Annotated in this window: 19 protein-coding genes; 15 read left to right on the top strand and 4 right to left on the bottom strand. The window is 72.0% G+C overall.

The annotated features are described in order from the left end of the window. The first annotated feature begins 71 nt into the window (after window positions 1-71). The 3 genes from N553_RS0105575 (at window position 72) to N553_RS0105565 (ending at window position 2,530) form a co-directional block, all read left to right on the top strand. Complete coding sequence (locus N553_RS0105575) at window positions 72-503, top strand: YciI family protein (RefSeq protein ID WP_028045705.1); 432 nt, start codon at window positions 72-74, stop codon at window positions 501-503. A 23-nt stretch (window positions 504-526) separates the two neighbouring features. Further along, window positions 527-1,759 (top strand): RNA polymerase sigma factor, encoded by a 1,233-nt coding sequence (locus N553_RS0105570; protein ID WP_028045704.1) that lies wholly within the window; start codon window positions 527-529, stop codon window positions 1,757-1,759. A 126-nt stretch (window positions 1,760-1,885) separates the two neighbouring features. Continuing rightward, the gene (locus tag N553_RS0105565; RefSeq protein WP_028045703.1) at window positions 1,886-2,530 is read left to right on the top strand and encodes a GNAT family N-acetyltransferase; all 645 of its coding nucleotides are present in this window, start codon (window positions 1,886-1,888) and stop codon (window positions 2,528-2,530) included. On the opposite strand, the gene N553_RS0105560 is transcribed toward N553_RS0105565, so the two are convergent. Beyond that, entirely contained in the window at window positions 2,518-2,898 is a 381-nt protein-coding gene (locus tag N553_RS0105560) for a nuclear transport factor 2 family protein (protein WP_028045702.1), read from the bottom strand. The genes N553_RS0105565 and N553_RS0105560 overlap by 13 nt on opposite strands. A 78-nt stretch (window positions 2,899-2,976) precedes the next feature. On the opposite strand from N553_RS0105560, the gene N553_RS0105555 reads away from it, so the two are divergent. Continuing rightward, complete coding sequence (locus N553_RS0105555; RefSeq protein ID WP_028045701.1) at window positions 2,977-3,936, top strand: RNA polymerase subunit sigma-70; 960 nt, start codon at window positions 2,977-2,979, stop codon at window positions 3,934-3,936. On the opposite strand, the gene N553_RS0105550 is transcribed toward N553_RS0105555, so the two are convergent. The 3 genes from N553_RS0105550 to N553_RS0105540 form a co-directional block, all read right to left on the bottom strand. Further along, on the bottom strand, window positions 3,933-5,141 hold the full coding sequence (locus tag N553_RS0105550; RefSeq protein ID WP_028045700.1) for an RNA polymerase sigma factor: 1,209 nt from the start codon (window positions 5,139-5,141) through the stop codon (window positions 3,933-3,935). The genes N553_RS0105555 and N553_RS0105550 overlap by 4 nt on opposite strands. Beyond that, window positions 5,138-5,479, bottom strand: a complete 342-nt coding sequence (locus tag N553_RS0105545) for a YciI family protein (protein WP_028045699.1) — start codon at window positions 5,477-5,479, stop codon at window positions 5,138-5,140. Before N553_RS0105545 ends, N553_RS0105550 begins: the two co-directional genes overlap by 4 nt. Window positions 5,480-5,565: 86 nt before the next feature. Continuing rightward, window positions 5,566-6,405: an aldo/keto reductase gene (locus N553_RS0105540; RefSeq protein WP_028045698.1), complete on the bottom strand. Its 840-nt coding sequence runs from the start codon at window positions 6,403-6,405 to the stop codon at window positions 5,566-5,568. A gap of 188 nt (window positions 6,406-6,593) precedes the next feature. Here N553_RS0105540 and N553_RS0105535 point away from each other — a divergent pair, with 188 nt between their 5' ends. From N553_RS0105535 to N553_RS21285, 11 genes are all read left to right on the top strand, one after another. Further along, on the top strand, window positions 6,594-7,943 hold the full coding sequence (locus tag N553_RS0105535) for an FAD-dependent oxidoreductase (protein ID WP_028045697.1): 1,350 nt from the start codon (window positions 6,594-6,596) through the stop codon (window positions 7,941-7,943). 145 nt (window positions 7,944-8,088) lie between these two features. After that, the gene (locus N553_RS0105530) at window positions 8,089-10,059 is read left to right on the top strand and encodes a penicillin-binding transpeptidase domain-containing protein (RefSeq protein WP_051640013.1); all 1,971 of its coding nucleotides are present in this window, start codon (window positions 8,089-8,091) and stop codon (window positions 10,057-10,059) included. Window positions 10,060-10,170: 111 nt separating this feature from the next. Further along, a complete protein-coding gene (locus tag N553_RS0105525) occupies window positions 10,171-10,701 on the top strand; it encodes a sugar O-acetyltransferase (RefSeq protein WP_051640012.1) in 531 nt (176 codons plus the stop codon). A 52-nt stretch (window positions 10,702-10,753) separates the two neighbouring features. Continuing rightward, window positions 10,754-11,689, top strand: a complete 936-nt coding sequence (locus tag N553_RS0105520) for an LLM class flavin-dependent oxidoreductase (protein ID WP_231505173.1) — start codon at window positions 10,754-10,756, stop codon at window positions 11,687-11,689. Then, window positions 11,686-12,546 carry an NAD(P)-dependent oxidoreductase gene (locus N553_RS0105515; protein ID WP_028045693.1) on the top strand — a complete coding sequence of 287 codons (861 nt, stop codon included), beginning with the start codon at window positions 11,686-11,688 and terminating at the stop codon, window positions 12,544-12,546. The genes N553_RS0105520 and N553_RS0105515 overlap by 4 nt, the downstream gene beginning before the upstream one ends. A gap of 131 nt (window positions 12,547-12,677) precedes the next feature. Then, window positions 12,678-13,715 (top strand): semialdehyde dehydrogenase, encoded by a 1,038-nt coding sequence (locus N553_RS0105510; RefSeq protein ID WP_028045692.1) that lies wholly within the window; start codon window positions 12,678-12,680, stop codon window positions 13,713-13,715. Then, the gene (locus tag N553_RS0105505) at window positions 13,712-14,857 is read left to right on the top strand and encodes an NAD(P)/FAD-dependent oxidoreductase (RefSeq protein ID WP_028045691.1); all 1,146 of its coding nucleotides are present in this window, start codon (window positions 13,712-13,714) and stop codon (window positions 14,855-14,857) included. The genes N553_RS0105510 and N553_RS0105505 overlap by 4 nt, the downstream gene beginning before the upstream one ends. Window positions 14,858-14,904: 47 nt before the next feature. Continuing rightward, window positions 14,905-15,477 (top strand): 1-acyl-sn-glycerol-3-phosphate acyltransferase, encoded by a 573-nt coding sequence (locus tag N553_RS0105500; RefSeq protein ID WP_028045690.1) that lies wholly within the window; start codon window positions 14,905-14,907, stop codon window positions 15,475-15,477. Window positions 15,478-15,531: 54 nt separating this feature from the next. Continuing rightward, window positions 15,532-16,125: a DinB family protein gene (locus N553_RS0105495; protein ID WP_034620687.1), complete on the top strand. Its 594-nt coding sequence runs from the start codon at window positions 15,532-15,534 to the stop codon at window positions 16,123-16,125. 184 nt (window positions 16,126-16,309) lie between these two features. After that, complete coding sequence (locus N553_RS21290; protein WP_034620686.1) at window positions 16,310-16,480, top strand: CsbD family protein; 171 nt, start codon at window positions 16,310-16,312, stop codon at window positions 16,478-16,480. A gap of 152 nt (window positions 16,481-16,632) precedes the next feature. Further along, complete coding sequence (locus tag N553_RS21285; RefSeq protein WP_156043707.1) at window positions 16,633-17,304, top strand: helix-turn-helix domain-containing protein; 672 nt, start codon at window positions 16,633-16,635, stop codon at window positions 17,302-17,304. Window position 17,305: the final 1 nt, after the last annotated feature.

Here is a 17,305-nt window from a genome sequence, read left to right as displayed (position 1 = left end):
TTCGACGTAGTGGTGAAGGCCCCGTCCCGGCATTAGCGTCGAGAGGGCATCCACAACGAAGGAGCTGCGTCATGAAGGTCCTGGTCATGATCAAGGGCGACGGTGCGGACGAGGCTGCGACCGCCCCGAACGACGAGATGTTCGCCGTCATGAACGCGTACAACGAGCAGCTGGTGAGCGCCGGCATCATGCTCGGCGGCGAAGGGCTCAAGCCGAGCTCCGAGGGCGCCAAGGTGGTGTTCGAGGGCGGCCGCACGTCGGTTGTCGACGGCCCGTTCACGGAGGCCAAGGAGATCATCGCCGGCTACTGGATCTGGCAGGTCACGTCGCTCGACGAGGCGATCGAGTGGGCCAAGCGCTGCCCGTCGACCCCGGAGCTGCATTCGGTCCTCGAGATCCGGCCGTTCTTCGAGATGGAGGACTTCGCGCAGGTCGTCTCGCCGGAGATCCTCGAGAAGGAGAAGGACATCATCGAGCGGTCCAAGGCCAACCAGAGGGCCTGAGCGGGCGACCTGCGGGGCGGGCGATGGCTGACGCACGGCGGACCGTCGAGGTCGTCTGGCGGATCGAGGCGCCCCGGCTGGTCGCCTCGCTCACCCGTCTCGTCCGGGACGTCGGCCTGGCGGAGGAGCTCGCGCAGGACGCGTTCGTCGCTGCACTGGAGCAGTGGCCCGCGAACGGCGTCCCGGACAAGCCCGGCGCCTGGCTCATGACGACGGCCAGGCACCGGGCTATCGACCTGATCAGGCGCGAGCAGAACCGCGAGACCAAGTACGCGGTCGTCGCGCGCGAGCTGGCCGACGAGCCGCCGGCCGACGGGATCGTGGAGGACCCCGTCGGCGACGACCTGCTCTCGCTGGTGTTCCTGACGTGCCACCCGGTGCTTCCCCGCGAGTCGCGGATCGCGCTCACCCTGCGCCTGTTCGGCGGCCTGACCACCGACGAGATCGCCCGCGCGTACCTCACGCCGAGCGCGACGATCGGCCAGCGGATCTCCAGGGCGAAGCGCACGCTCGCCGAGGCCCGGGTCCCGTTCGAGGTGCCGCAGGCGGATGAGATGCCTGCGCGCCTCGGCTCGGTGCTCGAGGTGGTCTACCTCGTCTTCACCGAGGGACACGCGGCCACGTCAGGAAACGACTGGGTGCGTCGGGACCTGGCCGACGAGGCGACGCGGCTGGGCCGGGTGCTCGCCGGACTGCTGCCGCGTGAGCCCGAGGTGCACGGCCTGGTCGCGCTCATGGAGCTGCAGGCCTCACGGTTCGACGCCCGCGGCTCGGGGACGCTGCTGCAGGACCAGGACCGGCGCTTCTGGGACAGGGCGCTGATCGAGCACGGGCTCAAGGCGCTCGAGACGTCGATCACGCTGGGCCGCCCACTCGGTCCGTACACGGTGCAGGCCGCGATCGCCGCGTGCCACAGCCGCGCCCCGTCGTTCGAGGACACCGACTGGGAGGCCGTCGTCGCGCTCTACGACGCGCTCGCCCAGCTCGCCCCCAGCCCGGTCGTCGAGCTCAACCGGGCGGTCGCCGTCATGCACGCCGACGGGCCCGAGGCTGCGCTGGCTGCCCTCGACGCGATCGCCGCGGACCCGCGCATGGCCCGCTACCACCTGCTCGGCGCGGTCCGGGCAGAGGCCCTGACGCGACTCGGGCGGCACGGCGAGGCCGCGGCCGAGCTGGAGCGTGCCGCGGACCTCGCGCCTACGCAGCGCGAGCGGAACCTGCTGCTGGAGAGGGCGGCCGCCGCGGTTGCGGACTAGGACCCCCCGACGACGGTCCGCACCGCGGGGTGCCGGCCGCCCGGTCCGCGACGGTTCCCGGCACCGTTCTGCGGCGTGTGCGGGAATGGCGTCGCATCGTCCGCACGCACACGGCACGATGAGCCCGTGCTCACGCCGTCGACGATCTCGGGCCGCCACGTGCGCCTCGAACCGCTCAGTCTCGACCACGTGGACGGGCTGGCCGCTGCCGGCCGCGGCGAACGCGGCAGCTTCGGTTACACCTGGGTACCGGACGGGCTGGAGGACACCGAGACGTACGTGCGCAGCGCCCTGCGACAGGCGCGGTCCGTGCCGTTCGCGGTGCGCCGGCTGGCCGACGACACCATCGTCGGCAGCACCCGGTTCCTCGACCTGGAGGTCTTCGAGACCCCGACGCCGTGGCCGCCGGGAGTCGCGGTCGGCAGCGAACCGAGCGACGACCGGCCTCCGTCCGTCGCCGAGATAGGGAGCACCTGGTACTCGGCGGGCGCTCAGCGGTCCGCGGTCAACACCGAGACCAAGCTGTTGCTCCTCACGCACGCCTTCGAGGTCTGGCGCGTGCTGCGCGTGACGCTCAAGACGGATGCGCGCAACGCGGCGTCCCGCGCGGCGATCGAGCGCATCGGTGGCCGGTTCGAGGGCGTGCGACGCGCGCACACCATGGCGACCGACGGGACCGTGCGTGACTCGGCGTACTACTCGATCGTCGCGGCGGAGTGGACCGGCGTGCGCGACCAGCTCGTGGCCCGCCTGGGCGCCTACGCGCGCTGAGCCGCGGCCGCGCGACGCGCCTCCTCGAACGGGAGTCGGTCGAAGATGATCCGCATCGTGCGGATGCGGCCGGCGGCCACGGTGACGACCTCGGCACCGGGGGCGCCGTCGACGGCCCGCGTGTCGGTGTCGTAGACGATCACCGCGATGCGGTCGTCGCCGAACGCGGCCAGGCGCTCGTACCGGGTGACCATCGCGGCGAACGGAGCCATGAAGCCCTGGAACGCGTCGGCGCCCTGGAATCGGCCCGCTGGTGCGTCGCACACCACGTCGTCGGCCACGTGCGTCATCGCGGCGTCGAAGTCGCCGCCGCTCCATGCGTCGTGGTAGGCCAGCAGGGTCTCCAGCGCCGTCCCGTGCTCAGTCATCGGTGCAACCCTTCTCCTCGACGGTGTCGTCCGGTAGACACCGATCGGGGGGCGATCGGAACGGTGCGCGGAGGATCGATGGCTGACGACGTCGTGGAACGCTCGACCGACGACGCCCTGCGTGCGATGGTCGACGCGCACCGTCGCGAGCTGCACGTGCACTGCTACCGGATGCTGGGCTCGGTCGCGGACGCGGACGACGCGCTCCAGGAGACGCTGCTCGCCGCATGGCGAGGGCTGGACAGGTTCGACGGAAGGTCCTCGGCGCGGACGTGGCTCTACCGCATCGCGACGAACTGCTGCCTCAACCTCCTGCGCACGCGCGGCCGCCGCCCGGTCACTGAGCCCTTGCCGCCCTTCGACCCGCCGCCGCCCAGCCGCCGCTCGGACCTGCGGTGGCTGCAGCCGTACCCGGACGTCCTGCTCGACGAGACGCACGAGCCCGGTGCGCGTCACCTTGCCGACGAGTCGATCGCGCTTGCGTTCGTCTCGGCCCTCCAGGCGATGCCACCTCGGCAGGTGGCGGCGCTGCTCCTCGTCGACGTCCTGGGCTTCTCGCTCGGTGAGGTGGCCAAGATGCTCGACGCCTCACCGACCGCGGTCAAGGGTGTGCTCCAGCGTGCGCGTGCCGTCACCGCCCGGCCGACCGCGCAGCCGGCCCGGTCGGTCCAGGACGACGACGGCCTCGCCGTGCGGTTCGCCCGTGCGTACGCGGCCGACGACGTCGAGGGCGTCGTCGCGCTGCTCACCGACGAGGCGTGGCTCGCGATGCCGCCCGCAGCCCACGTGTACGAGGGCCGGGACGCGGTCCACGCGTTCCTCGCAGCGAGTGCTGCCGGTCGGGGGTCCACGCAGCAGCTCGTGGCCACCCGGGCCAACCGGCAGCCGGCCTTCGCCTGCTACCGCCAGGACGCGGCCGGCGCAGCGACGTTCACCGGAGTCGTCGTGCTCACCACCACGCCGGCCGGGATCAGCGGGATCACGCGGTTCCTCGACGCGTCGCTCGCGCCGACGTTCGGCCTGCGAGCACGCCTCTAGGCGCGCACGGCGTCACGACGGGACTCCAGGAACGCCCGTTCGGCGTCGTTCTGGGTGAGCGCGAGCGCGGACGCGTACTCCGCGGCCGCCTCAGCGCGACGGCCGAGCCGTCGCAGGAAGTCCGCGCGCACGGAGTGGAACAGCGCGAACGGCTGAAGCGGCAGGTCGTCGACGAGTGCGAGCCCGGCGGCCGGCCCGTCGAGCTCGGCGACGGCGACCGCTCGGTTCAGCGCGACGACCGGGTTCGGCGAGCTGCTCAGCAGCTGGTCGTACAGCGCCACGACCTGCCACCACGGCGTCCGGTCGAGGGTCGGGGAGGACGCGTGCACCGCCTGGATCGCGGCCTGCAGCTGGTACGGACCGGGCTGGTTGCGTCGCAGCGACTCCCGGACCAGGGCGAGTCCTCCGCCGATCATGGCGTTGTCCCACAGCGAGCGGTCCTGGTCCGCGAGCAGGACGAGCTGGTCGTGCGACGACCGTGCGGGGCGGCGTGCGTCGACCAGGAGCATCAGTGCCAGCAGGCCCGCCGCCTCGGGTTCGTCGGGCATCAGCTCGACCAGCAGCCGGCCCAGCCGGATCGCGTCCGCGCACAGGTCCTCACGGACCACCGAGCGCCCGCTCGAGGCCTGGTGGCCCTCGGTGAACACCAGGTAGACGACCGCCAGGACCGCGCTCAGCCGGTCGGGCAGGTCCGCGTCCGACGGCACGCGGTAGGGGATGCGTGCGTCGCGGATCTTGCCCTTGGCGCGCACGAGCCGCTGCTGCATCGTCGGGAGCGGGACCAGGAACGCGTGCGCGATCTCCTCGGTGCTCAGGCCGCCGACCATCCGCAGCGTGAGTGCCACCTGCGCCTCGGGCGCGAGGGCCGGGTGGCAGCAGGTGAAGACGAGCCTGAGCTGGTCGTCGCGCACGGGACCCACCTCCACGTGCTCCTGGGCGTACAGCAGTGCCGCCTCGGCGTGCCGGTCGTGCAGCGACGCCTCCCGTCGCAGACGGTCGATCGCCTTGCGTCGGGCGGTCGTGATGATCCAGCCCGCGGGGCTGGACGGCAGACCCTCGACGGGCCAGCGCGCGACCGCGGCGACGAACGCGTCCTGGACGGCCTCCTCGGCGACGTCCAGCGACCGGAACGACCGCGCCAGCACCGCGACCGCACGGCCGTGCTCCGTGCGGAACACGGCCGCGATCTCGTCGTCGGAGATCATTCCCGGAACGGCCGGACCTCGATCGGGAGCGTGGTCGCCTGGGCCAGCCGCCCGCCCCAGGACATGGCGTCGTCGAGGTCCGGGACGTCGATGATGGTGAACCCGCCGAGGTGCTCCTTGGCCTCGAGGTACGGACCGTCGGTGGTGAGCACCTGCCCGTCCTTGGCACGCAGCACGGTGGATGTGCTCGGGTCGTGCAGCCCTCCCGCGAACACCCAGATCCCGGCGTCGCGCATGGCGTCGTCGACGACACCGACGGCCTTGATGATCGGGTCGAGGAACTCGGGCGAGGGCATCGGGCCGTCCGGCTCGATGACGCTCAGCAGGTAGTGGGTCATGGTGTCCTCCCGGGTGCGTGTCGCGGGCCGACGGCCAGCGTCTCACCACCTGTACGAACGGGGAACGGCCCGATCGACAGGTCCGCTCAGGCGGGCGGGACCCGGTCGAACGTGTCCGGGTCCGGTCCCGTGCGCTCGTCGCGGTTCAGGCCGTCGATGTCGGCGAGGTCCACGTCCGTCAGCTCGAAGTCGAAGATGTGGAAGTTGTCCTCGACGCGGGCGCGGGTGACCGACTTGGGGAACACGACGTGGCCGCGCTGCACGTGCCAGCGCAGGGTCACCTGGGCGACGGACCGGTCGTGGCTCCGGGCGATCCGACCGAGCGTCGGGTCGCCGAGGACGGCGCCCTGCCCGAGCGGCGACCATGCCTCGACGAGGATCCCGTGCTCCCGCCCGAACTGCGTCAGTGCGGTCTGTGTCAGGTAGGGGTGCACCTCGATCTGGTTCACCGCCGGAAGGATCGTCGTCTGCGCCTGCAACCGGCTCAGGTGGGCGAGCTGGAAGTTGGACACCCCGATCGCCCGGGCCCGACCCGAGCTGTAGATGTCCTCGAGGGTCTTCCAGGTGTCCACGAAGTCGCTCAGCATCGCGAGCGGCCAGTGGATGAGGAACAGGTCGACGTAGTCGGTGCCGAGGCGCTCGAGCGACCGATCGAACGCCTCGAGCGCTGCCTCGGGAGCGTGTGCGCCGTTGTTCAGCTTGGTCGTGACGAAGACGTCGCCGCGTTCGAGCCCTGACTCCCGCAGCGCCTCGCCGACGCCCTCCTCGTTGCGGTAGCTCTGCGCGGTGTCGATGTGCCGGTACCCCACGTCGAACGCCTGCAGCACCGCGTCCTTGGTGTCCTGCGGCGGGATCTGGAACACGCCGAACCCGACCTGCGGGATCTGGACGCCGTTGTTCAGGGTGAGGTGAGGGACGGTGCTCATGGGTCAATCACACCTCCGTGAGCTGCTCGCCGCGCGCCGGTGAGGCCGGCGCTGGATCCGCGCGGGCAGCGTGAGGGCCGGCGGAGTTAACCGCGTGCGCGTGTCGGAGGCTGGTGGGAAGGTCGGGCGGTGTCCGCGTCGGCGGGCACCGCTCGTCCTTGTCGTCCACCTCAGGAACGGAGCAGCGCATGGTCCCGCACCCCCTTGCCGCACACGTCCTCGGTCCGGTGCTCTCGCCGGGGGACGAGGGGTTCGCCGACGAGGTCCTCACGTTCAACCGGGCCGTCGTCCACACACCTGAGCTCGTGGTCGGCGCCACGACGACCGCCGACGTCGTGGCGGCCGTCCGGTGGGCGTCTGAGCACGGGCTGCCGTTGACGGTGCTGGCCACCGGCCACGGGGCAACGGTCCCGGTGCGGTCAGGGCTGATCGTCACGACGCGTCGGATCTCGGGAGTCGTGGTGGACGGCGAGTCGCGGGTCGCGACGATCGGCGCAGGTGCGCTGTGGTCGGACGTCGTCCCGATGGCCGACGCCGTCGGCCTGGCCGCGGTGGCCGGGGCGTCCACGGTCGTGGGCGTCGTGGGCTACCTGCTGGGCGGTGGGCTCGGGCCGCTCGCGCGGAGCCACGGGTTCAGCTCGGACCGGGTCGAGTCGTTCACGGTGGTGACCGGCACCGGCGAGGTCGTCGAGGCCAGCGCCACCGATCACGCCGACCTGTTCTGGGCGCTGAGGGGTGGCCGCGGCGGGCTCGGCGTCGTCACCGAGGTGCGGGTACGGCTCGTGTCCGTGCCGGAGCTGTACGCGGGCTCGCTCCTGTTCGACACCGAGCACGTCTCCACCGTGCTGCGGGGCTGGCTGGCCTGGACCCCGACCGCGGACGAGTCGACCACGACCAGCGCGGCGATCGTCAGGTTCCCTTCCGTGGACGCGGTGCCGCCACCCATGCGGGGTCGCACGGTCCTGATGCTCCGGTTCGCTCGGCCCGGCGACGCACAGTCCGGCGCGCTCGCTGCTGCGCCTCTGCGTGCGCTCGCGCCGGTCATGACGGACGGTGTCGGGGTGCTGCCGGTGGCCCAGACGGATCGGATCCATGGCGCGGGCGCACCGGTTCCCGGGCCGAGCTGGGGACGAAGCCTGATGCTCACGAGCGCTGACGACGACCTGGCGAGCGCGGTGCTCGAGCACTCCGGCCCGGACGCGGACCACCCGTTCATGGCCGTGGAGCTGCGCCACGTCTCGGGCGCCACGGCGCACGACGTGGCGGGCGGCTCGGCCGTGTCGGGTCGCGGTCCGGCCTTCACGTTCGGCGTCGCAGGCGCGGACCCCACGACGTTCGAGACCGTGCTGCCGAGCGCCGCCGCAGCGATCCTCGAGGCGCTCGCGCCGTGGACGAGCGAGGAGCTGAACCCGAACTTCGCGGGGATGAGCGCGGCGCGTTGGAGCGAGCCCACGACCGACCGCCTCCGTGAGGTCCGGCGGCGGTACGACCCCGCTGGGGTGTTCTCCGTGGCGTCGCCGGGCGAGGCGGAGGTGTGAAAGCCCGTCCGATCGACGGAATTCGCCCTCCGGTGATCGGGAACTTCTGCGAGGCTGTGCCCGGCCGTCCCGGTCACGGGCGGGCAGGCAGGACATGACAAGAGACATGACAAGAGGTCGGATGTCGTTCGCAGGGGAACGAGGCATGACGTCACGGGGCGTCGCGGGGACGTTGGCTGCTGCCCTGGGGGTGATGCTCGGCGCCACGGCGTGCTCGGCGGACCCGCCAGGTCCCGAGGCGGCCAGCAAGGCGCTCGCGGCGGCGCTCGCGTCGGGCACGTTCACGTCTGCGCCGCTGACGACCACCGACGCGGGCACGGCGAAGGCACAGTGGGCCGCCGCCTACGAGGGCCTCGATCCGTGGACGCCTGCCGTCGCGCTCGAGTCCACCGCCGTGGACGAGAAGGACAAGGACTCCGCGACAGCCGTCCTGCGGTTCACCTGGGACGTCGACGACAGCACCGACGACTGGACGTACGAGACCCACGCGCGGCTGACGCGCGGCGAGGACGACGCGTGGACGGCGGCCTGGTCGCCGACGCTCCTCGCACCCGACCTGAGCTCGACCGAGGTGCTCAAGGTCAGCCGGATCCCGGCTCCGAGGGGGGAGGTGCTCGGCGCTGGTGGTGTGGCCATCATCGAGCCGCGCCCCGTCTACCGCATCGGTGTGGACAAGACGCACGTGACGGACCCCGCCGCGCAGGACGCGGCAGCCCGCGAGCTCGCCGCAGCGCTCGAGATCAACCCGGACGAGTACGCGGCCAAGGTCGCCGCCGCGGGACCGAAGGCCTTCGTCGAGGCGATCGTCGTGCGGGACGGCGACCCGACGTACGACGTCGGCAAGCTGGACCTGATCGACGGCGTCAGTGCCATCCCCGACACGCTCCCGCTCGCGCCGAGCAGGGCGTTCGCGCGCCCGATCCTCGGCGGGGTCGGCGAGGCCACCGCCGAGATCATCAAGAAGTCCGGCGGTGCGGTCGTGGCCGGTGACCTCGCCGGTCTGTCGGGTCTGGAGCGGCAGTACGACGCGCAGCTGCGCGGGTTCAAGGGCCTGACCGTCGAGGCGACCTCTCCCGACGGCACCGCGGTGCGCAAGCTGTACGAGCACGCACCGGTGCCCGGGACCCCGCTGCAGACGACGCTCGACATCAACCTCCAGCTGGTCGCCGAGAACGTGCTCGTCGGAGTCGGACCGGCGAGCGCCGTCGTGGCGATCCGACCGTCGACCGGCGACGTGCTCGCCGCCGCGAGCGGTGCCGGGGGAGAGGGGATGTCGACGGCCACCCTCGGTCAGTTCGCTCCCGGGTCGACGTTCAAGGTCGTCAGCGCGCTCGCACTGCTTAGGGCGGGCCTGACGCCCGACACGTCGGTGAGCTGCCCGCCGACCGTGACGGTCGACGGGCGTGAGTTCGACAACTTCCCGGGCTACCCGGCCGACAAGCTCGGCGACGTCCCGCTGCGGACGGCGTTCGCCAACTCCTGCAACACCGCGTTCATCTCGGCACGCGACTCCGCCACGCAGGATGCCCTGATCGACGCCGCCGGGTCACTCGGGCTCCTCCCGGACGCGTCGCTCGGGTTCCCGGCGTTCCTGGGTGCGGTGCCCGGTGGTTCGGACGGCACGGACCACGCGGCCTCGATGATCGGCCAGGGCCGCGTCCTGGCGTCCCCGCTCGGGATGGCCACCGTCGCGGCATCGGTCGCGCACGGGTCGACGGTCGTCCCGCGCATCGTCGTGCTCCCCGAGGGGGCGTCCGCCCCGGAGCCCAGCCCGACCGACGAGCCCAGCGAGAGCGAGGGACCGAGCGATGAGGCCACGGCGAGCGAGCGACCGCAGGTGCCCCTGACCGCGGACGAGGCTGCGACGCTCACGTCGCTCATGCGCAGCGTCGTGACGGAGGGCGGCGCGACGTTCCTGCAGGACGTGCCGGGGGCTGAGGTGTCGGCCAAGACGGGAACCGCGCAGTTCGGTGACGCCGGCAGCCTGCAGAACCACGTGTGGATGATCGCGGTCCAGGGTGATCTCGCCGTCGCGGTCTTCGTCGACGTGGGCGAGTACGGCTCGACGACGGCCGGTCCTCTGCTGGAGTCCTTCCTGCAGGCTGCCCAGCCGTAGGGCCGACGCTGCCGGCGGTCGACACACGGACCGCCCTCCCGCGTGAGTGTCACCGCTCTGTGGGAGCGTCTCACCGTGAGCGACGACGACACACGAAGCCAGTACGAGCGCATGGTCGCGGGCGACTGGTACGAGGCGACCCCGGACCTCGTGACGATGACCAACGACGCGCAGGAGCGCGCGCACAGGTTCGCGGACGCGTTCCGTCGGGACGCCGACGCGGCCCAGGTGGAGCTGCGCGCGTTGCTGGGCTCGCTCGGCGACGACACGATGATCCGCCCGCCGCTGTACGTGGACTACGGCGTGCACCTCCACATCGGCGCGCGCTCGTTCGTGAACTTCGGTCTCGTGGCGCTGGACGTCGCCCCGATCCGCATCGGTGACGACGTCCTGCTGGGTCCGAACGTCCAGCTCCTGACGCCCGTGCACCCGGTCGAGCCGGAGGGCCGCCGCGCGAAGCTCGAGTCCGCCAAGCCGATCACGATCGGCAACAACGTGTGGCTCGGAGGTGGGGTCATCGTGTGCCCAGGAGTGACGATCGGGGACAACACCGTGGTCGGGGCCGGTTCGGTCGTGACGAAGGACCTGCCGGCCAACGTGGTCGCCGTGGGGAACCCGGCGCGCGTGGTCAAGGAGGTCTGATGCCGTACGGACCCTCGCTGCCGACGTCCGCATCCAGCGGATCGTGCACCCGGTGACCGTCGGCATTCTGCTCCCCAGGGACCTCCCGATCGCGCAGCTGGTCCCGTACGCGCGGCGTGCCGAGGCTCTCGGGTTCGCGGAGATCTGGGTGGTCGAGGACCTCCCGTTCCGAGGCGGGATCGCCCAGGCGGGCGCGGTGCTCGCCGGCACCGAACGCATCCGGGTGGGCGTCGGCATCCTGCCCGCTGCGGTGCGCAACCCGGCGTTCGCCGCGATGGAGGCCTCGACGCTCGCGGAGCTGTACCCGGGACGCCTGGTCCTGGGCGTCGGCCACGGCATGACGGGCTGGGTCCGGCAGGTCGGTGCCTGGCCGGCCAGCCCTCTGACCATGCTCGACGAGCACGTCAGCGCGGTCCGGGCGCTTCTTCACGGTTCGTCCGTGACCGTGGACGGGCGCTACGTGCAGCTGGACGCCGTGCAGCTGCACTCGCCGCCGTCGGTCGTCCCGCCCGTGCTCGCGGGTGTGCGCGGGCCCAGGTCGCTGGCGCTCGCGGGGAGGGTCGCCGACGGTGTCGTGCTGGCCGAGCCTGTGACGCCGGAGTACCTCGCCGGGGTGCTCGAGCACGTCGGCAGACAGCTGCCGGTCGTCGCCTACTGCGTCGCCGCGGTCGACGACGACCCGGACGTGGCCCGCGCCCGCGTCCGACCCGCGCTCGAGTGGATCGGGGAGCCCGACTGGGACGCCCACATCGCGCCGCTGCCCTTCGCCGACGACTTCCATGCGATGCGGCTGGCCTCGAGCAGCCGTGCGGAGTTCCTGGAGCGGATGCCGGCGGACTGGGTGGACCAGCTGGCCGTCGTCGGAACCCCGCGGGATGCGCGCAGGCGGATCGCCGAGCTGCACGCCGCGGGCGTCACCTGCGCGGTCCTCATCCCGGTCGGGTCGGACCCGATGGTCGCGCTCGACGAGCTAGCGTCACTCGTATGAGTCGGGTCGTGGTCACCGGTGGCAGCGGGAAGCTCGGGCGTGCAGTCGTCACGCACCTCGCCGAGCAGGGGTACGACGTGGTCAACGTGGACACGGCGCCACCACCGGCGGGTCAGCCGGCGCTGTTCACGCAGGTCGACCTGAGGGACCTCGGGCAGGTGACCGAGGCGCTGACCGGCATCGACGACCGCTACGACGGCGTCGACGCGGTGGTGCACCTCGCGGCGATCCCGGCACCGGGTCTGCGCACCAGCGGCGCGACCTTCGCGAACAACGTGCCGAGCACCCACAACGTCTTCTCGGCGGCGAGGCGGGCAGGCATCCGCAATGTCGTCTGGGCGTCGAGCGAGACCGTGCTCGGGCTGCCGTTCGAGACGCCCCCGCCGTACGCACCGGTCGACGAGGAGTACGCGGTGCGGCCCGAGAGCACGTACTCGCTCGGCAAGGCGGTCGAGGAGGAGATGGCTCGGCACTTCGCCCGCTGGGACCCCACCGCGAAGCTGGTCGGGCTTCGGTTCTCGAACGTGATGGAGGTCGACGACTACGCCGACTTCCCGTCGTTCGAGCAGGACCCGCGCCGCCGCATCTGGAACCTGTGGAGCTACATCGACGCGCGTGACGGCGCGCTCGCCGTGCAGCGTGCACTGGAGTCCGACCTGACGGGCTTCGAGGCGTTCATCGTCGCGTCCCCGGACTCGGTCATGAGCACCCCGTCGGCCGACCTGCTGGCGCGCTACTTCCCGGACGTCCCCCTGAAGAGGCCCGTCAGCGGCACCGAGACGCTCCTGTCGATCGACAAGGCGCGACGTCTGCTGGGCTTCGACCCTGCCCACACCTGGCGCAACCACGCGGGCTGACCCGCCTTTCACCCTCGGCGGCGTATCCCCGGACCGGCCGCGGCACCCCTAGTGAGCGTGCGGCCGACAGAGTCGCGCACCTCCACCGACGCTGCGGGCCGGCTCTCTCACGGTCCGAGGGGAGCCACCTCATGGACGGCACCGCACCGTTCGCGTTCCTGGTCCATCCGCGAGCGCGGATCGGTGAGGACCTCGCGAGGATCTGGCGGCCGTTGGGTCACGTGCCCGAGGGACTCTGGGACACCGCGGTGCGCAGGCTGCCGGTGCGCCCGTTCACGAGCTCGCGGGTGGCGTTGGGGGAGCGAGCGGTCGGTGAGGTCGTCGTCGTGCCCTTCGGCGCGCGCCACCTGCTCAGCCAGCCCGGCGAGGGGAAGGTCCGGGTGTCCCGCGCGGTGGACCACGCGGCCTCGCACGGTGCGGGGGTCGTCGGACTCGGCGCACTGACCGCGACGGTCACTGCGGGTGGGCTCAGCCTGCGCGGCCGTACCGACATCGGCGTCACCAACGGCAACGCGTACACGGCGGCGATCCTCGAGGACCAGCTCACCGGTCTGCTGCGTGGCGACCGCAGGGTCGCGGTGGTCGGCGCCACGGGGAGCGTCGGGACCACCCTGGTCCGCCTGCTCGCGCGTGCGGGGACGGTGGACTCGCTGACCCTCGTCGCGCGCGGAGCCCCCAGGCTCGCGGCCCTGGGACGCGAGGTCGGCGGCCGGGTCCCGACGAGGTTCTCGACCGACCTGTACGACGTGCGGGACTGCGACGCCGTTGTCCTGCTGACGGCGTCCGCCGACGCGCTGCTCGGTGCGGAGCACCTGGCCCCCGGGGCGCTGGTGCTCGACGCGACCCAGCCCCGCAACACCCATCCGGACCTCGTGGTCCAGCGCCCCGACGTCACGCTGGTCGACGGCGGCGTCGTCGACGTCCCGTCCATGCGGATCCGCGGCGCGGACATCGGCCTCCCGCACGGGCAGGCGTACGCGTGCTTCGCCGAGACGTTCCTGCTCGGGCTGTCCGGGCACAGGGGTCACTTCTCGATCGGCGTCCCGACCCTCGACCAGGTGGACCACGTGCGCGACCTGGCGCGACGGTTCGCGCATCTTGGCTTCGGTGCCGCGTCGTCCACGAGCTTCGGGCGGGCGCGGGTCGCGAGCGTGGAGCCCGTCCGATGAGGCGGGTCGTGCTGCTCGGCGGCGGGTACGTCAGTGTGCACGCGTACGGGGCGATGGTCCGTCGCCTGCGGGGCGAGCTGCGCCGCGGCGAGGTCGAGATCGTCGTGGTCAGCGCGGACGACGCCCACAGCTTCCACGGGTTCACGGGCGAGGTGGTCGCCGGACTGCTGCCCGTCGGTCTGACCCGGACCCCGCTCACCGAGGCGATGCCGAAGGCCAGGTTCATCCACTCGACCGTGACCCGGGTGTCGCTCGATGACCGCCAGGTGACGTGCGGGGACGGCTCGGTCCTCGACTACGACGCGCTCGTGGTCGGCACCGGTTCTCGGGAGCCTGTGGCACGGCTCGAGGGCGCGGCGACCCTGCGCAGCCCGGGGGGCCTCGAGGCGCTCGTGCAGGACGCGGTCGACGGGCCGGTCGCAGTGATCGGCGGCGGTCTGGCAGGTGTCGAGCTGGCAGCGGCCTTCGCCGCGCGTGGTGCCACCGTGACGCTCGTGCACTCCGGCGACCGGGTCGTGCCTGCGCTGCGAGCGGAGCAACCGCGGCTCGCGGTCCGTTGCGAACGCGAGCTGGACCGGCTCGGCGTGCTGGTGCGCACCGGCGTGCGAGCCGTCGCGACGACCGGGGACGGCGTTCTGCTGTCGGACGGTACGGAGGTCGACGCCCGGGTGGTCGTGGCCACCACGGGTCAGCGGGCGGTGCCGCTGCCGGGCCTCGACGATCTGCCTCGGGACCCGCAGGGCCGGCTCGTCACCACCCGGGAGCTGCTCGTCGCACCCGACGTCTGGTCCGGCGGAGACGCGGCACGGGTGCTGCACCCGCGGTCAGGCACGCCCGTGACGGCGAACGCGCTGTGGGCGATCAAGGCGGGCGACCAGATCGGTCGGAACGTCGCGCACGCCCTCCGTGGACGGCGTGGCCGGCCGTTCCGCTACCTCGGCCTGGGCCAGGCGGCGTCGTTCGGTGTAGGCCACGCGGTCGCGGACCTCTACGGGCTGCCCATCACGGGGTGGCTGGCATGGCTCCTGCGGGTCGGGTTCTTCGTGCGCTTCATGCCGTCGCGTTCGCGGGCCCTCCAGGTGCCGGGCGCGCTCCTTCGAGGACCCGGGCTGCGCCCGGCAGGCAGGGCTCCGGTGCACTGAATCGGGATCGTCCGGTCGGTCGGCTACCGTTCCGGGGTGAGCGAACGATGAGGGTGCAACATGCCTTGGCGCGCGGGTTCTGGCGTGTGAGCCGCTGGTCGCTGAAGACGGAGCGGGTGCCGACGGACGGTGCTGGGCTGCTGATCGGCGCGCCGCACACGTCGAACTGGGACTTCATCCTGATGCTCGCGATCGCCGGTGAGGCCGGGCTGCGGTACCGGTGGTTGGGCAAGAACGGGTTGTTCCGCGGGATCGGGGGGCCGGTCATGCGCGCCCTCGGTGGCATCCCGGTCGACCGCTCCAACCCTGCGGGTCTGGTCGACGAGCTGATCGCACGGATCCAGGACGGCGACCGGTTCTACCTGGTCGTGACGCCGGAGGGCACCCGCAGCGGGCAAGGGTGGAAGTCGGGCTTCTACCGGATCGCGCGCGCCACGGGTCTGCCCGTCACGCTCGGCTACGTCGACCGTACGACGATGACTGCGGGCCTCGGCCCGACGATCGAGCTCACGGGCGACATCCCCGCGGACATGGACGTCGTCCGTGCGTTCTACGCCGACAAGTCGGGGTTCACGCCTTCCCGTCGGACCGAGCCGCGGCTGCGGGAGGAGTCCGCCTGACAGGCGAGCCCGACTGACCTGCGTCTGTCGGTGGCTGTCACTACCGTCGGTCGGGTGACGTCCTCCGAGGAGTTCGACTGGTCGCTGACGGAGATCCCGACGACGCGTGCTGCGGTCCGCAGCCAGCTCGAGTTCTCCTGGTTCGAGCTGCGCGCACGTCTCGTCACCATCACGCAGGAGGAGTTCGCATGGGAGCCCGTCCCGGGCGCGCTCTCGGTGCGTCTGCGGAACGAGTCTGTCGCTGCTCGCAGGTTCGGGGTCGGCGAGTGGGTGGTCGAGTGGCCGGACGGACCTGACGAGCCCGGTGCACGCACCGTCGCGTGGCTCGTGGCGCATCTCACGGAGGTGCTCACCGAGCGGTACGACTGGACGTTCGGTGGGCACCGTCTCCACCGGCCGGATCTCACGTACTCCGGTGAGGTCGGACCTGCGATCGCCGCACTGACGGCAGCGGCAGATGCGTGGAGGTCGGGGATCTCGGAAATGTCCGACGACGACATCTTCACCGTCGGGCTCAGCCAGGCCACGTCCATCGACGCGCAGGCGCCGTTCGCCCAGCTCGTGCTGCACGTGAACCGCGAGCTGATCCATCACGGCTCGGAGATCTGCACGCTCACAGACCTGTACCGGGTGGGCGTGCGCGGCTGAACAGACGGCGCGAGGGATGTCGTGCTGGAGCAGCGGGCAAGGGTCGACCGACGAGGCGGAGCACGCACCAGGGCTCCGGCGGCAGGTGCCCGACGCGCTCGTGGGCGAGGTCGCTCGAGATGCGCACCCCTCGGGGCGGCCGTAACGTCGAGATGTTGCCAACCCCCGGAAGGGAGCGATTCTCATGGGACTCGACGACAAGGTCTCCAATACCGCGCAGAGCGCCAAGGGCAAGGTCAAGGAGGCCGCCGGCAAGGCGACCGACGACGAACGGCTCGAGGCTGAGGGCAAGGCCGACCAGGCCGGCGCAGACCTCAAGCAGGCGGGCGAGAAGGTCAAGGACGCGTTCAAGTAACGAGCTGCCCGCTCACGAAGGCCCCCATCTCTGGACCCCCAGAGGTGGGGGCCTTCGCTTGTGTGGACGGCGTCGCCCAGTCCGGTTGACGCGCAATAAACGTTGCGCAACATCTCTTGCGCAACGTGCGTTTCGCGTTCTACGGTGGGGTCATGAGCACGGACGACACCACCGCAGCCCACGCCCCCGCGGGGCAGGAGCGCACCAGCGACCCCGAGCGGATCCGCGCTCTGGCGCACCCGCTGCGGCTCGCACTGCTCGACTACCTGGACAGCGTCGGCGAGGCCACGGCCACCCAGTGCGCCAAGCACACGGGCGAGACCGTGGCCAACTGCTCGTTCCACCTGCGACTGCTCGCGCGCTACGGCTTCGTCGAGCCCGCTGAGCGGCGCGGTCGCGAGCGTCCCTGGCGGCACGTCGAGGCGCGGCAGCTGTTCACGCCCGACGAGTCGGTCCCGGGCTCGGTGCACGCGGTGGTCGAGTTCGCGGAGATCGCGGTCCGCCAGGAGGCGGACCGGTTCGTGGACTTCCTGCGCGCACGAGCCGACCGGACCGAGCTCGCCGGTCAGCGTCCCGCGGTCGCCATGCTCCGAGAGTCCTACTGGGCGACACCCGACGAGGCGGACCGTATCAACGAGGCGGTGACGGCCCTCATCGAACCGTTGCTCGCCCGTTCGTCGGACCCGTCGTCCCGCCCCGCAGGCGCCCGGCTCATGCGCTGGTTCTCGACCAGCCACCCCGATCTCGGCTACCCCGAAGCACCCGGTCCGGAGGCGTCCGACGCCCCCAAGCTGAACTCTCACAACTCGCCTGAGGAGGCGTGAC

It is taken from the genome of Cellulomonas sp. URHE0023 (genome assembly GCF_000688475.1).
Classification (GTDB): domain Bacteria; phylum Actinomycetota; class Actinomycetes; order Actinomycetales; family Cellulomonadaceae; genus Cellulomonas.
Note: the sequence above shows the minus strand (reverse complement) of the source record. Positions and strands in the feature narration are given on the sequence as shown.